12 protein-coding genes and 2 tRNA genes are annotated in these 12,999 nt (G+C 39.0%); 5 read left to right on the top strand and 9 right to left on the bottom strand.

Annotated features, from left to right (window positions below; genetic code table 11):
* The 3 genes from AAHM81_RS02650 to AAHM81_RS02640 form a co-directional block, all read right to left on the bottom strand.
* The gene (locus AAHM81_RS02650) at positions 1-3,132 is read right to left on the bottom strand and encodes a tetratricopeptide repeat protein (protein WP_342264968.1); all 3,132 of its coding nucleotides are present in this window, start codon (positions 3,130-3,132) and stop codon (positions 1-3) included.
* A gap of 153 nt (positions 3,133-3,285) precedes the next feature.
* Positions 3,286-4,308 carry a DNA polymerase III subunit delta gene (holA, locus tag AAHM81_RS02645; RefSeq protein WP_342264967.1) on the bottom strand — a complete coding sequence of 341 codons (1,023 nt, stop codon included), beginning with the start codon at positions 4,306-4,308 and terminating at the stop codon, positions 3,286-3,288.
* Positions 4,309-4,431: 123 nt separating this feature from the next.
* Positions 4,432-5,097 (bottom strand): ABC transporter ATP-binding protein, encoded by a 666-nt coding sequence (locus AAHM81_RS02640; protein WP_342264966.1) that lies wholly within the window; start codon positions 5,095-5,097, stop codon positions 4,432-4,434.
* Positions 5,098-5,145: 48 nt separating this feature from the next.
* Between AAHM81_RS02640 and AAHM81_RS02635 the strand changes: the two genes are divergently transcribed.
* A tRNA-Arg gene (locus tag AAHM81_RS02635) sits at positions 5,146-5,219 on the top strand.
* Between the two features lie 177 nt (positions 5,220-5,396).
* Here AAHM81_RS02635 and AAHM81_RS02630 read toward each other — a convergent pair.
* A complete protein-coding gene (locus AAHM81_RS02630) occupies positions 5,397-5,855 on the bottom strand; it encodes a DUF4293 family protein (RefSeq protein ID WP_342264965.1) in 459 nt (152 codons plus the stop codon).
* Between the two features lie 39 nt (positions 5,856-5,894).
* Positions 5,895-5,968: transfer RNA gene (locus AAHM81_RS02625), tRNA-Asp, on the bottom strand.
* A 265-nt stretch (positions 5,969-6,233) separates the two neighbouring features.
* Between AAHM81_RS02625 and AAHM81_RS02620 the strand changes: the two genes are divergently transcribed.
* Both AAHM81_RS02620 and AAHM81_RS02615 read left to right on the top strand, forming a co-directional pair.
* Positions 6,234-6,521 (top strand): HU family DNA-binding protein, encoded by a 288-nt coding sequence (locus AAHM81_RS02620; RefSeq protein ID WP_342264964.1) that lies wholly within the window; start codon positions 6,234-6,236, stop codon positions 6,519-6,521.
* A gap of 515 nt (positions 6,522-7,036) precedes the next feature.
* The gene (locus AAHM81_RS02615) at positions 7,037-7,261 is read left to right on the top strand and encodes a hypothetical protein (protein ID WP_342264963.1); all 225 of its coding nucleotides are present in this window, start codon (positions 7,037-7,039) and stop codon (positions 7,259-7,261) included.
* A gap of 640 nt (positions 7,262-7,901) precedes the next feature.
* On the opposite strand, the gene AAHM81_RS02610 is transcribed toward AAHM81_RS02615, so the two are convergent.
* On the bottom strand, positions 7,902-8,204 hold the full coding sequence (locus AAHM81_RS02610; protein ID WP_342264962.1) for a hypothetical protein: 303 nt from the start codon (positions 8,202-8,204) through the stop codon (positions 7,902-7,904).
* 25 nt (positions 8,205-8,229) lie between these two features.
* Here AAHM81_RS02610 and AAHM81_RS02605 point away from each other — a divergent pair, with 25 nt between their 5' ends.
* Positions 8,230-8,433 carry a hypothetical protein gene (locus AAHM81_RS02605; RefSeq protein ID WP_342264961.1) on the top strand — a complete coding sequence of 68 codons (204 nt, stop codon included), beginning with the start codon at positions 8,230-8,232 and terminating at the stop codon, positions 8,431-8,433.
* On the opposite strand, the gene AAHM81_RS02600 is transcribed toward AAHM81_RS02605, so the two are convergent.
* The 3 genes from AAHM81_RS02600 to recA all read right to left on the bottom strand — a co-directional run bounded on the left by AAHM81_RS02600 (position 8,428) and on the right by recA (position 10,511).
* Positions 8,428-8,748, bottom strand: coding sequence for a hypothetical protein (locus tag AAHM81_RS02600; RefSeq protein WP_342264960.1), 321 nt, complete (start codon positions 8,746-8,748; stop codon positions 8,428-8,430). The genes AAHM81_RS02605 and AAHM81_RS02600 overlap by 6 nt on opposite strands.
* Before the next feature lie 18 nt (positions 8,749-8,766).
* Positions 8,767-9,435, bottom strand: a complete 669-nt coding sequence (locus AAHM81_RS02595; RefSeq protein WP_342264959.1) for a hypothetical protein — start codon at positions 9,433-9,435, stop codon at positions 8,767-8,769.
* Between the two features lie 65 nt (positions 9,436-9,500).
* Positions 9,501-10,511, bottom strand: coding sequence for a recombinase RecA (recA, locus tag AAHM81_RS02590; protein ID WP_342264958.1), 1,011 nt, complete (start codon positions 10,509-10,511; stop codon positions 9,501-9,503).
* 234 nt (positions 10,512-10,745) lie between these two features.
* Between recA and AAHM81_RS02585 the strand changes: the two genes are divergently transcribed.
* Entirely contained in the window at positions 10,746-12,998 is a 2,253-nt protein-coding gene (locus AAHM81_RS02585) for a BamA/TamA family outer membrane protein (RefSeq protein WP_342264957.1), read from the top strand.
* The last annotated feature ends 1 nt before the right edge of the window (position 12,999 follow it).

Genomic DNA, 12,999 nt, shown 5'->3' with positions numbered 1-12,999 from the left:
CTATTGTTGCTTTTTAATTTTAGCAACCACTGCGGCTCTTTTTTGCTTGGCCAGGCCAATCTTCTTTTTATTTTTGGATTGACCAATCATAGAGTCCAAGGTGGCTTTGGCTTGTGTAAGATTACCCATCATTGTATAGTTATCTGCCATAAGTAAAAAGGCATCGTCTATATAATGATTGTTGTGTGTAAATTTTTCTACAAGGTCAAATAAATTATTTAAAGAGGCCTTGTAGGCTTTTAGCTTAAATGCTGTATGGGCCAAGAGATATTGTGCTTCTGCTGCAGTAACAGTATGTTGTGGAGTACTAGCCTTTAAAAAATGGCTTCTAGCACGTTGGTATTCTGATCGTTGCATCATTACCTTTCCTAGATAAAGAGAAGCCTGTTGAATGATTTCAATAGGTGCATCTTTAGGACTATTTAATAATTGTAAACAAGCCGGTGTTGTAACTTGATATTGCTTTAGAAGAAAACTAGCCTTTATAAGCCCAGTTAAGACATGGTGGTATTCTTTATCGGTTAGTTGCATATGCTGGAGTTTTTGGTAATGGGTGACCGCCTCTTGAAAACGCTTGCCTTGGTAGGCCAGATCAGCCATTCTTAACCATGCTTTTTTATGAAAGGTAACTTGACGGCTAGCTGCTACCTTTTTATAATAGCCTATAGCCTGAGTGTACTTTTGGAGCCTATAATAGCTTTCTGCCATTAAAAAATAAGCCTCTGAAAGCAGCTGACTACGTGGATGTTTCTTATCGAAACCAGTAAGTTGTTGCAATACCTTATCGTAAGCTTGACTATAAAAGAGCTGTCTGGCTCCATCAATGGCACGCTCGTCGGAATGGCTGGCCATTTTTTGGGCGATATGGGCATACTTTTCTAAATAGACATCCATTTTTTCAGGAGTGCCAGCAGATAGGTTCGATAAGGCCATTAAAGCACTTTCTGCATGGAGATGTGTAGGGTATTGATCTAAAATGGCCATATAATCGGCAGCAGCGGCCTCATATTTTTGAAGGTTTTCATAAGCAATAGCCCGTTTCATTAATAAATCTGGATATAGGGCACTAGCTGGGTCCCTTTCAATCAGGTAGCTAAATGATTGAATGGCTGCTGCATAATTGCCTGCATTGAATACGGTACAAGCCTTATGATAGCATGCTTTTTCATAATATTTAGTTTCTGTATGGTTGGTGAGTACTTCCTGGAGGCAACGTTCTGAACGAGCATTGTCTCCTAATGCCTGATAAATGAGTGCTTCTTGGTAGCGAACATGGGCTGGATTATAGGTATACACACGTGCATATAACTTAAGTGCTGCTTCGTAGTTTTTCTTTACATAATAACAATCAGCCAACCGAAGGATTGCATCATAGTGGGTAGCAGCAGGTTGTTTTTCCGTAATCGCTATATATTGCTCAAAGGTTTTGGCTGCAGTGGTGTAATGACCCGTGTTAAAATAACCATAGGCTAGTCCATATAGGTTTTTCTCATAATAGAGTGTATTTAAACTGCCTTCTTGCATATATTTTGTATAAAACTTTAATGCTTTATCATATTTCCCCAGCGCAGAAAAGGTTTCTCCCAGCCAAAACTGGGCTTGTAGCACTAAAGATGGCTTAAAAGGGAAAAGCAACGATTGCTTCAAGTATTGAACAGCAACATCTAACGTAACCATATTGTAGGCTTCTAACCCTCTATAAAACAGTACTTTTTGGTATAATCTTAAGAGTGATTCAGTTTTATAGGGTAGCGTTGCTATATAATCTATAGCTAGTTGGTAAGCTTTTGTTTTATAGTAGCACTGCATCAGTAAGGCTTGTGCAGTGGAAAGATGCTTGCTTTCTTGGTGGGCTGCTATAAAAGCAGTCATCGATTCTATAACCTCTGTAAGGGCCCCTTGTTGATAACGCAAACCTGCAAGCTTGATAGCAGCCAAATCGCCTATTTCTGTATCAGACTTTAGCCGTTCAGCTTGAGCAAAAGCAGCTATGGCGGATGGAATGGCACCATCTTTTTCATAGATAAGACCACTATAGTAGGCAGCAATTTGACTGGCACGATCATTAGACCTCTTTTGAAGCTCAATTTCTGATGGTAGTTTTGGTGTCGAAGCTTGTCTATGCTCCTCAAACACATCTGAGCATGCTGCAGTGCTCGACTGCGCTTCTCCTAAAATTTGCGTACCACCAATCGCTTTCGAAAGAGGGCTAGGCGTATACAACAATTGCTCAAAGCAAGCCATCGCTTGATCATACTGTTCCGTTTCATATAAAGCATGGCCCAGCTTAGCCCGGGTTATGCTGTCTGTCTCATCATCTAATGCAGCCTGATAGTGGATAATGGCGTTTGGATATTGCTTAAGGAAAAAATAAGCATCAGCAATAAGCAACCGATCTTGTTTGGTAAAAGAGGAGGCAGCACAGCTTTGCACATAGGCAAGCAATGGTTCAAATTGCTCCGCTTTATGGTATACTTTTAATGTTAATTGTTGGGTTTCTAGGGGATATTTTTTACTGGCTTTTTTAAGTGCTGCCAGCGCACCATCATAATCTCCTTGCTCAAAAGCTATATAGCTCATCTGTAATTGTGCAGGATAATAATAAGCATGATCTTTGTTTTGAATAGCGCCAAACCATTTTTTTGCATCTTCCCAACGTTTTAGTTGTAAACAAGTAACGCCCACCTCATATGGAAGGGCTGCTCGCTCCTTAGGCAACAAGCAAGCTGCTTCAATATTTCGATATAGCGCAAGACTTTTATCAAACAAACCTGTTTCAAAAAAACATTTTGCTAAATGATAACGCATGGTTTCTGCATGTGTGCTGGTAGGATACCTTACTATAAAGTATTGCAAAAGGATGTCGACATGCGGATCTTTATTTTTTAAAGCAGAACGTACCGCATAATAAGCAGCCTCATCTTGTTGATACTTTTTTTTCTGACTGCTTAAATAGGTTTCGAAGTACTTTTGGGCCATTGCATATTGATGTTGATCAAAAAGTACTACCCCTTCATGCAAAATGGCTTCCGGAAATGAACTGGGTTGGTGGTTGGCTGCAGAGAAGCCCTTATAAGGGGTGGCTATTAAAAAAATAGCCATTACGATAACGGTATATATTGATTGTATCATGGGGTATACTAAATTCAAATGATTGGAAAAGCTCCATATAACCAAAATATGGATTTCTAATTTATCTTACTAGGGCTAGTATGCACCTTTTTCATAAAGCTGCTTTCTATTAAATTCCTTATAGCTTACCATTATTTTACAATTCTTTTTATTCTAGGGGTGCATCAATTTAAAGATTAATTCTTTCATAATCTGATAATCACTGGTATTGGCACTTATTCCCTTTAATTGAAGGTCTGCTTGATGGAGATAGGTGATATTTTTCATGGTTTGCTTTAGTGTATAGTTTTGCACTGCATCAAGATATCCTTGTATAAAATAAGGGTGTACATCAATTTGTTGTGCAATTTTAGCAGGGGTGCTTTCTTTTGTTTGATGCAATACAAGTAATTTAGAGAAAAGATTATATAAAATGGTTACAATGGGTAGTGCAGCATGCTCTTTTGCATTGGATGCGCAAACACTGATAATTTGGTAACTTTTCGGGTAATCTTTTTGCATCATGGCCTTTTGTAGTGCAAATAGATTAAAAGGCCTATGTAGCCCTATATAGGTTTCTACAATGTGATCGGTAATAGTGCTTCCTGGTGTAAGGTTAATACGTAATTTATGGAGTTCACTAGCGATTCTTGCTAGGTCGTTTCCAATATAAGCCTCTACTAAGTAGAGGGCTTTTTCTGTTATAGACAACTCCAGGTTTTGTACAAAGGATTTGATAAAGCCAGGTAGCTGTTGATCATATAATTTTTTAGAGGTAACCAGCACATTTTGTTTGCTTAATGCTTTGCCAAAAGTACTGCGACCATCTATTGTTTTATATTTGTATGCAAAAACCAATAGGGTGGTAGGCTGTGGGCGCTGTAAGTAATGCAACAGCAGCTGTTGCCCCTTAGTGTTTTTTAAGTCTGCCATCTCTTGCGCTTCTTTAACAATAACCACTTGTAGCGAAGCAGCCATTGGAAAACGACGTGCTTGAGTAAGCAGCGTGTCCATGCTGCATTCTTTACCATAGGTAATGGTTAGGTTAAAGGTTCTTTCAGCTGGTGTAAGCAGTTGTTCTTCGATATATTGGGTAATGGCATCAATATAGTATGCTTCCTCTCCTTGTAAAAAATAGATAGGAGCATATATACCTTTTTTCAGGTTTTGTAGAACAGTTTGTGCAGATTGCATCATATTAGGGTGTTGCTGGTTTTCAAATGTATGGCTTAGTATGCCCCCGTTTATGCCCACCGATATTAAAAATTAGGCACGCAGTTAAAAATCATGAGTACATTAATGCAGTTATGTGCTTTACGGCTACCAGCTTTTAGCTGGCTGCAATATACCATCTTCTAGTAAGAAAACCCTATCTGCAATAGTTGCCAATGACTGGTTATGGGTTACCAAGACAACCGTTTGCTTTAATCGCTTAGAGAGATCTAAAAAAAGCCCATGCAACACCTCAGCATTTTGGGCATCAAGATTACCACTTGGTTCATCAGCAAACACAATTGATGGCCTATTGATCAATGCTCGAGCTATAGCCGCCCGTTGTCGTTCTCCGCCAGAAACAGCCTCTGGCAGATGATTTTTGCGATGGCTAATGCCCAGTAAGGCTAACAGCTCATTGGCTCTTTGTGTTACTGATTTTTGAGGAAATAAGCCAATATAACCAGGCATACAAATGTTCTCAAAGAGCGTAAATTCGGGTAACAGGTTATGAAACTGAAAAACAAATCCTATTTTTTTATTCCTAAATGTAGCCAGTGCATTGCCTGCTAATCCTAGAAGATCTGTTCCATCTAGTGTTAAGGAACCACTATCTGGTTTATCTAGTGTAGATATAAGATGTAATAACGTGGTTTTCCCAGCCCCGGAGGAGCCCATAATGGCTACCATTTCTCCAGTATGGATCGATATATTAATTTGGTTTAGGATCTGATATCCATTGTAAGACTTACAAACTTCTTTGGCTATAAGCATAGTATCTGCATAATATTTTGTATTTTCACCATATAAAATTTCGACTGCGCGCTCGTAGTTCAACCGGATAGAACGTCGGATTTCGGCTCCGAAGGTTGAGGGTTCGAGTCCTTCCGAGCGCACTGATTGACCGTAGCCATTCATCATTATGGCTACGTTTTTCTGAAAAAGCAAATGGCCAACCCATTACCAGCCCCGCCGTTTCCTTCAATAAAAAATAAAGGACCCAGTCACAGGCTTGAATAGATAGTGATTTTTTGAATGCTTTTTGAGCAAACCAAAGGCATGACAAAAATTGCTTATCTTAAGCGGTCTTCATTGACCAACTGTTCATCTTTTTTAATATGATACCGTGCCAATAGATTGGCTATCCAGGTGATGAAGGGAAGCAGGAAGGCTGTTTGATAACTAGCATGCCCGCTCAGAAGGTAGGCTGTATCGGCTTTTTTAATCAATAACCACATCAGGATAATCAACATAGCCAATACTCCGTTCATACTAGCGATTAAGCGAAGTTGTAACTTCCTATTATCGTGCCGTATGATGGCATAAGCTGCTGTTACCATAAGGTAACAGGCTAATAAAGCAGATAAACCATAAGGGAATATGGCGGGCTCCCCCGTAGGGGCAATAAGCGCATAAGGCCTCATAGTAAAAACAGCATTCAAATCTGACTTCACCCAAACCTCAGCTCTGAGAAAAGCAACCATAGCCATAGAGGCCGCAGCCAAATAGAGGGATTGAATTCTTTGAATCATGCGCAAGACTATAAATTTCTATCTAACACCGGATAGAAGCGGTCTGGACGGGACTCGAACCCGCGACCTCCTACGTGACAGGCAGGCATTCTAACCAACTGAACTACCAGACCTTAAAATTTGCATGAACTATTACATTTGAATACAAATGTAATGGATAAATTACTATTTATCAAAAAAAATAATCGTTTTATTTAAGAAAATAATTGCAAGTTCAACCTGTCTCATGTAAATTCATGGCATGATAATGAACTTGTTATCTATAGAATATAAAAGAGCGTGGGGTTGTACTTATCACAGATAGGTTTCGCAAGAGGTCTAATGCAAAACCACCGAATCAATATCAATCATTGTATAATCTTAAAATCAGTATACATTATGACCAAAGCAGAAGTAATTTTAGCAATCTCCCGTAAAACGGGACTTGACAAAGAAGATGTCAAAAACACTTTAGATGAGTTATTTCATGTTATTCAAAACGCTGTAATAGATAATCATCGGGTTCATTTTAGCGGATTTGGTAGTTTTTCTAAAAAAAAACGAGCCAAAAAAATTGGACGTAATATTAGCACCAATACAGCTATTGTTGTAGAGGAGCATTACATCCCATTTTTTAAGCATTCTAAGTTTTTTGCAGCAAAAATTAAAGCTGCTGAAACTGTATAGCCTTTATAAGATTGGATATAGGCTTGTCGCTTGGTTACACTACCCAAAGATAAGAAAAAACGCCCATTGTAAAAAGTTGCACTCAGAAAGTATACCCTGAGAGCCAAGCAGAAAATCAGTTTTGTGGGATTGCTAGTGCGCATGCTGATTTTCCATCTTTAAGGGAGGCACCTCCAGCAACTTTTTGCACAGGGTTTGATGTATCTATTTACGCCTGTGGCTGGGCCCCTTATCTCCTTCGATAAAAAATCTGGCCCGATAGTAAGTAGCTGAAAAAGCTATCGCGCAGGTGTTCGTGTTTTACTAGAGCGCCATTTTTTATCGAAGGAGACGCTGCGGCTGGTAATGGGTTAGCTCATTTGCTTTTTTCAGAAAACGTAGCCATAGTGATGAATAGATACTGTATCTATTCACGTCACTGGTTAATAATGAATTTTATTCCACTTTTTTCTTGATAAAAAAGTGGACAAAAAATCAAGCCCTCGGTAAAAAGTTCCGGAACCCATCCCTTACAGATGGAAAAACAGAAGTCGCCCGCTGCGCGGGCTTCAAAGGAATCTGTTTTTCCTAATCATCTGCAAGGGGTGGGTTCTATTTCGAAACTTTTTACAGGGGCATTTTATCACTATGGCCATAGTGTTGAACAGATACTAGATACTTTTACAGAGCTATTTTACTACTATGGCCATAGCGTTGAACGCATACAAAAATTTGGTATACAGTTTCGAAATTTTACCTAATTAATTACTCAAAGTTTCATTTAACATTGAGGGCATTGATGCGTTCCACATACCCGTTGCTAACAAGGCATGCCTAACGTAGTATCCTATTACTCCACTAACACCTAAGAATGTAATACCGAGGCATCCTAATGTTACTTTATTGCAAAGATTCATTGGGCCACGCTGATAAATTATTTTCATATCTGGTTGATTATAAGGCAATTGTTCGCCTATAGAAGCACCCGATATGGTACTTGGCCCGACATTTGATATTTGCCTTGTGTGGGCGCAAGAAGATAAAAAAGCAGTGTAGCAGCTTAACAAGCCCATAAATAGGCCTAGCCTGACGTATCTATATTTATGTTTCATAATAGTGATATTTTATGTAAAATGCTCAATTCAACTAACTCTAAACAACCCTAAACTGCCGCATATTGGGAACGTTTTATGTAAAAAAAGGCAAAAAAATAAACCTTAATAAGGGATAGTTTAGGAGAGAGCCATACGATTGCCTCATTCACTTACTACATACAAAAAGATAAAGAAAATTCCAAATAAAATATATTAGAGAATCACCTAACCTTAAGGCAAATTCATTACTGATTCAAAATGCATACCCACACCCACTACCTATTATTACTCAAAGTTTCATTTAACATTAGGGCATTGATGCGTTCCACCCGCTTGATCCTGATGTAGGAAGCATAGGTATTGGTAAATTATTTGAAGGGTAATAAAGATAATAGGATACTGCACCACAGCATAACATGCCCCCTACTACCCCTAATAGGCGCCAATATTTTATCGGGTTATTTATAGTATATACGCTTTGCATGTCTCCCAAAATCCAGCCAGAACTTAGCGCTTGCCTTGTATGGGCACAAGAAGCAAAAACAGTAGTGTATAAACTTAACAAACCAATCCGTAGGCTTACGCCAATGTGTCTATGTTTTTTTTGCATAGTATTGATATTTAATCATGCCAGCATGAATACTAACCAGCAAGCAGGTAGAACGGTTGCTAAGCAGCATAGCTCAACCATCCACCTACCCCCTCTACCTTATGACTTACAAAAAAACAAAGACAATTCCAAGCAACTACAGTCTGGCTTGCGGGCCCAACCAAATGGAGGTGCTCAGCAGATTACGCCATATTATGTTGTTGAATATTGTTGCAGCACGTTACTATGATGCAGTTAACGTAGCATTAGCGCTCAATGAAACCATAGGACTCCACCATCTTACATAGTCATAATAGAAATAGCATATCCAAGACACTACCATCCACACTCCTAGTGTTAGCCACACTACTTTCCATTCCGGGTCATTAGGATCATCTTCTCTTTGCCCCTCTTCTATTAAATGATAGTTATAGCTACGCTCTCTTGATGGCCCTGCTTGATCAAAACCTAATGTTTGCCTTGTGTGCACACAAGAAGAAAAAATATTGAAGCTTAACAGACTGATCAATAAGCCTGCTCTAGGATATCTATGTTTTTTTTGCATAGAACTGATATTTAAGCTTTAATAATAACCAGCTATACCCGCTGCATTCGATGGAGACATAGTGCGCTTACTCTTGAATAAGGGATTACGCTCCGCTGATTTCAGTGTTGCCTCATAGGGGGGTAGTTTCTCTGCAAGGATAACACTATTATCATTATCACCTAATGCTTTATTGGGCAGTGGTAACTTTGATTCACGCAACACACTCGATCTTAATATTGTAGGTACAGAGCTGCTGCTATTAGATGGAGTTGTATCGAAGCTTAATCCCCCCCCCTTATTATATAGAACTAGAAACATACTACAGGGAAAAAGGAGAATAAACAACCATTTACATGCTTGGTCTATTAGACGCTCGATTAGTGAGGGATGCTTAAGTCGTTCCTGCGTGCGCTGGAACAACTGGTAGTTGTAGTTATCACATGCTCTTGGCATACCTTCTATTGATACAGAGGAGCCCTCACCATTATCAGATGCATCAGATTCTATAGACGCTATTGGCTGATAGCTTACCTTCGATTCTACCAGCTGCCTTGTGTGGGCACAAGAAACAAAGGTCTGAAAGCTTAGCAAGCCGATGAATAGGTATACACTCATGTGTCTATATTTTTTTTGAATAATACTGAGATGTAAATTGTAATAACAACCAGCAAGGAGCATGATTGCAAGGCACCCCGCTTCCCCCATTGGCTACCATGCTTTAACTTAATATAAACAATACAAAAATACGAATCAAAAACAACGATATCTAGCTAACCCTTATCGATAGCATCGGCTATTTTTGCTTTAATATCTGTTTCTATCTTGTTAAACAACTCTGGATGATCATTTAAGAGCTCTTTGCTAGCCTCTCTCCCTTGGGCAAGCTTGTGATCTTCATAGGAAAACCAAGATCCGGCTTTCTTAACTACACCCAGTTCTACACCAATATCCAGCAGCTCCCCCACTTTAGAAATTCCCTCCCCATAGACAATATCAAATTCAACTACCCTAAAAGGCGGTGCCACTTTATTTTTTACAATTTTAACGCGAGTCCGTTTTCCAGATACAGTTCCATCACTTTCTTTTAATGAGGTAACACTACGAATGTCCAAACGAACGGAGGCATAGAATTTTAATGCATTGCCACCAGTAGTGGTTTCTGGATTGCCAAACATTACACCAATTTTTTCCCTAAGCTGATTGATAAAAATGCAAGCACACCCTGTTTTATTAATGGTTCCGGTCAGTTTACGCAAAGCTTGTGACATCAAACGGGCTTGTAACCCCATTTTGCTATCTCCCATATCTCCCTCTAGTTCACTACGAGGCACCAAAGCTGCAACAGAGTCAATTACTAAAATATCTATGCTACCAGAACGAATCAGATGCTCAGCTATTTCCAGTGCTTGTTCTCCATCATCTGGTTGAGCGATAAGCAGGTTTTCGGTGTCTATCCCCAAACGTTCTGCATAGCTTTTATCAAAGGCATGCTCCGCATCAATAAAAGCGGCCAACCCACCTTTTTTTTGCGCCTCTGCAATACAGTGTAAAGAAAGTGTTGTTTTTCCTGAAGACTCTGGTCCATAAATTTCAATAATTCTGCCACGCGGTATGCCACCTACTCCTAGTGCTAGATCTAAACCAAGAGAACCTGTGGAAATCACGGGAATATCTACTACATGATTGTCACTTAACCGCATCACTGCCCCACGGCCATATGTTTTCTCCAGCTTATCAATGGTAGTTTGCAGCGCTTTTAATTTGTCTGTATGGTCAGTCATAGTCTGAGTTTTAAAAAATCAAATTCGAAAGAAGTCTATCCTTAAACATACTACATTTATTTGATATGGCATGATAACGGGTTCGCTTTGTATACAAGGGATAAGCTGTTCCATTATATCTCGTATCTTTGAGAGAGTCTCAAATAGGTAACCAAACTTTAAAGTTTTTAATATAAAAAATTGAAAAATTATTTCTTAGGCAAGAAAAGGGCTATTATACTGCTACTGCTATCTATGAGCTGTTTACATGCAGCTGCTTACGAAACGCTACCCATTAAGGAGGTAATCATAGGTGTAAGCAATAAGGATAAGCAAGCACTACAAAAACACTCTCTCTACCAGCCTAACACTACTTTTTTAGGCATGCCCATCAAAAAATGGCTTTATCAATATGGTAAAAGCCACTTCAATCTTGAAAAGATACAAAATGAGATAACATCTATTCAACAGCTATATGCATACCGCATCTGTAAAGCAGCTGATGAAAAAGCAAAAATGAAACTCATAGCCAAACGCGATAAACTTATTGGACGAAAAGAACATACAGCGAAAAATGGAAACCGCCTGATGCGTATGGGTGAAAAACCCCTATACTATAATCCAGTGTATGTACACCACAATGAAAAAATATTTTTAAATTACCTACACTCCAAAGGATATTTAGATGCTGAAGTTACCAGCAAAACTGATTTTCAAAAGCAAAGAGTATGCGTGACCTATCGCATACAGCAACACAATGTGTATAAAATTGCTTCAACAAGTTTACAGATAAACTATAAACCAATACGCGACCTATTAGCTGGCCATAATAGTGAAAGCTTTATTAAAGTAGGCTGCCCTTATCAATATCAAGATTTTGTCAACGAGCAAGAGCGCATTATCAACCTGTTGTCTGATAATGGGTACTTTGAATTTGACGAACAGTATGTATACTTTAAAGCCGATCTATCGAAAAATGACCATACCATAGCTGTAACTACTATAGTAGGTGCACCCGATACCACCATTCATAAAACAAAAATAGGACGTGTCATAGTAGATCTAACCAGCCAAAAGGATCAGCAAGCAAGTGCTATACATCTACAAACAAAAACATGTCAGAACCTTGATTTTTTGGTACCATCAAACCGATATCCCTTAGAAGATTTAGCAGGTAAAATACCGCTTAGACCTGGTGATTTTTATAATAAAAGTAAAATTCTAGAAACCTATGAACGGCTCTATCGAACTGCTACATTTGAATCGATTTCGATTTTACCCAAAATAGAAGCGGATGAATTGGTTGTTTACATTCATGCAAAGCCTTATGAACGGGTAAGGTTGCAAATAGAGTTGGGCGGGGAGTGTATTAACCTCAATCTAAAGCGGCTCCGTCCTACCATCAAGCTGAACCCTATTATAAGACAGGTTGCCGGCCTAGGTATCCTGAATATAGAAGCAAGTATTGCATTGAGAGAGGAATTCATCATACAAACCACCTCTAAGCTTTACCAAAATATTGCCTATGGATTACGCAGTAAATTTACCACACCTCGTTTTATACTCTGGCTACCCAAAAAAACCAATCTGATGCTGGAAAATTTTAATCCAAGCACTACACTGAATATTGGCTACAGTTTGACAAAAAACCCTATTTACAATAGCCAAAAAATAGATGCCACATTACATTATGATTGGTATAACAAGCATATCTCCTATCAATTTTCACCATTTAAAGTGGTATTTGATTATCCCCAAACCATAAAGGCTACAGCAGTAGACAAGCTTACAACAAAATTAAGATCACCTTCTTTTTTAACTAGCATAGGCTGCATAGCCACGATAAAAGCAGCTACCCCTACACTATCTCTAAATGCGTTGGATGGATATAGATGGATGGCTTCAATTCGTATAGAACATGGAGGATTATTTGAACATCTAACTCCCTTTAAGCAGATTTTACCCGAAACATTTCAAGTTTACAAATATATTAAATTTGATATAGGCTATCGTCATGCCTTTCAACTTGCCACAGATACGACACTAGCTTGCCAAGCTAAATTAGGTGCTGCGAAAGGCTATACGGCAGCAGATAAAGTCCATCCAGACAAACAATATGCAATAGGGGGGCATGGTAGTGTAAGGGCTTGGGATAGGCAAATGGTTGGTCCTGGTGCATACGAAGGAAATAAAAAAGAAGTACGCAAAGGGGATTTACTCTTGCTAGGCAATATAGAACTGCGTCGAAAATTAATTGGCCACCTAGAAGGAGCACTTTTCCTAGACATGGGCAATACCTGGCGGTTGTCAAAAGATGCGCCACCAGAAATGAAATTCTATTTTAAGACACCAGCTTTTGCAATAGGGGGTGGTTTTGGCTTACGGTTAAATTTCTATAATACCTTCGTACTATGTGGGGATTTAGCCTTTCCATTACATAGACCTTCTGGACAACCACTAAAGCAGTTACAACCCGTTTTCAACCTGGCCATTGGCTATCCTTTTTAAG

The organism is Cardinium endosymbiont of Philonthus spinipes (assembly GCF_964030745.1).
Classification (GTDB): Bacteria; Bacteroidota; Bacteroidia; order Cytophagales; family Amoebophilaceae; genus Cardinium.
Note: the sequence above shows the minus strand (reverse complement) of the source record. Positions and strands in the feature narration are given on the sequence as shown.

Excerpts from the sequence above, each read along its gene's own strand:
- AAHM81_RS02610 (WP_342264962.1), bottom strand. The coding sequence starts at position 8,204 with ATGCAAAAAAAACATAGACACATTGGCGTAAGCCTACGGATTGGTTTG.
- holA (WP_342264967.1), bottom strand. The coding sequence starts at position 4,308 with ATGATGCAATCTGCACAAACTGTTCTACAAAACCTGAAAAAAGGTATA.
- AAHM81_RS02615 (WP_342264963.1), top strand. The coding sequence starts at position 7,037 with ATGGAAAAACAGAAGTCGCCCGCTGCGCGGGCTTCAAAGGAATCTGTT.
- recA (WP_342264958.1), bottom strand. The coding sequence starts at position 10,511 with ATGACTGACCATACAGACAAATTAAAAGCGCTGCAAACTACCATTGAT.
- AAHM81_RS02585 (WP_342264957.1), top strand. The coding sequence starts at position 10,746 with ATGAGCTGTTTACATGCAGCTGCTTACGAAACGCTACCCATTAAGGAG.
- AAHM81_RS02640 (WP_342264966.1), bottom strand. The coding sequence starts at position 5,097 with ATGCTTATAGCCAAAGAAGTTTGTAAGTCTTACAATGGATATCAGATC.
- AAHM81_RS02650 (WP_342264968.1), bottom strand. The coding sequence starts at position 3,132 with ATGATACAATCAATATATACCGTTATCGTAATGGCTATTTTTTTAATA.
- AAHM81_RS02595 (WP_342264959.1), bottom strand. The coding sequence starts at position 9,435 with ATGGGGGAAGCGGGGTGCCTTGCAATCATGCTCCTTGCTGGTTGTTAT.
- AAHM81_RS02620 (WP_342264964.1), top strand. The coding sequence starts at position 6,234 with ATGACCAAAGCAGAAGTAATTTTAGCAATCTCCCGTAAAACGGGACTT.
- AAHM81_RS02630 (WP_342264965.1), bottom strand. The coding sequence starts at position 5,855 with ATGATTCAAAGAATTCAATCCCTCTATTTGGCTGCGGCCTCTATGGCT.
- AAHM81_RS02600 (WP_342264960.1), bottom strand. The coding sequence starts at position 8,748 with ATGCAAAAAAAACATAGATATCCTAGAGCAGGCTTATTGATCAGTCTG.
- AAHM81_RS02605 (WP_342264961.1), top strand. The coding sequence starts at position 8,230 with ATGAATACTAACCAGCAAGCAGGTAGAACGGTTGCTAAGCAGCATAGC.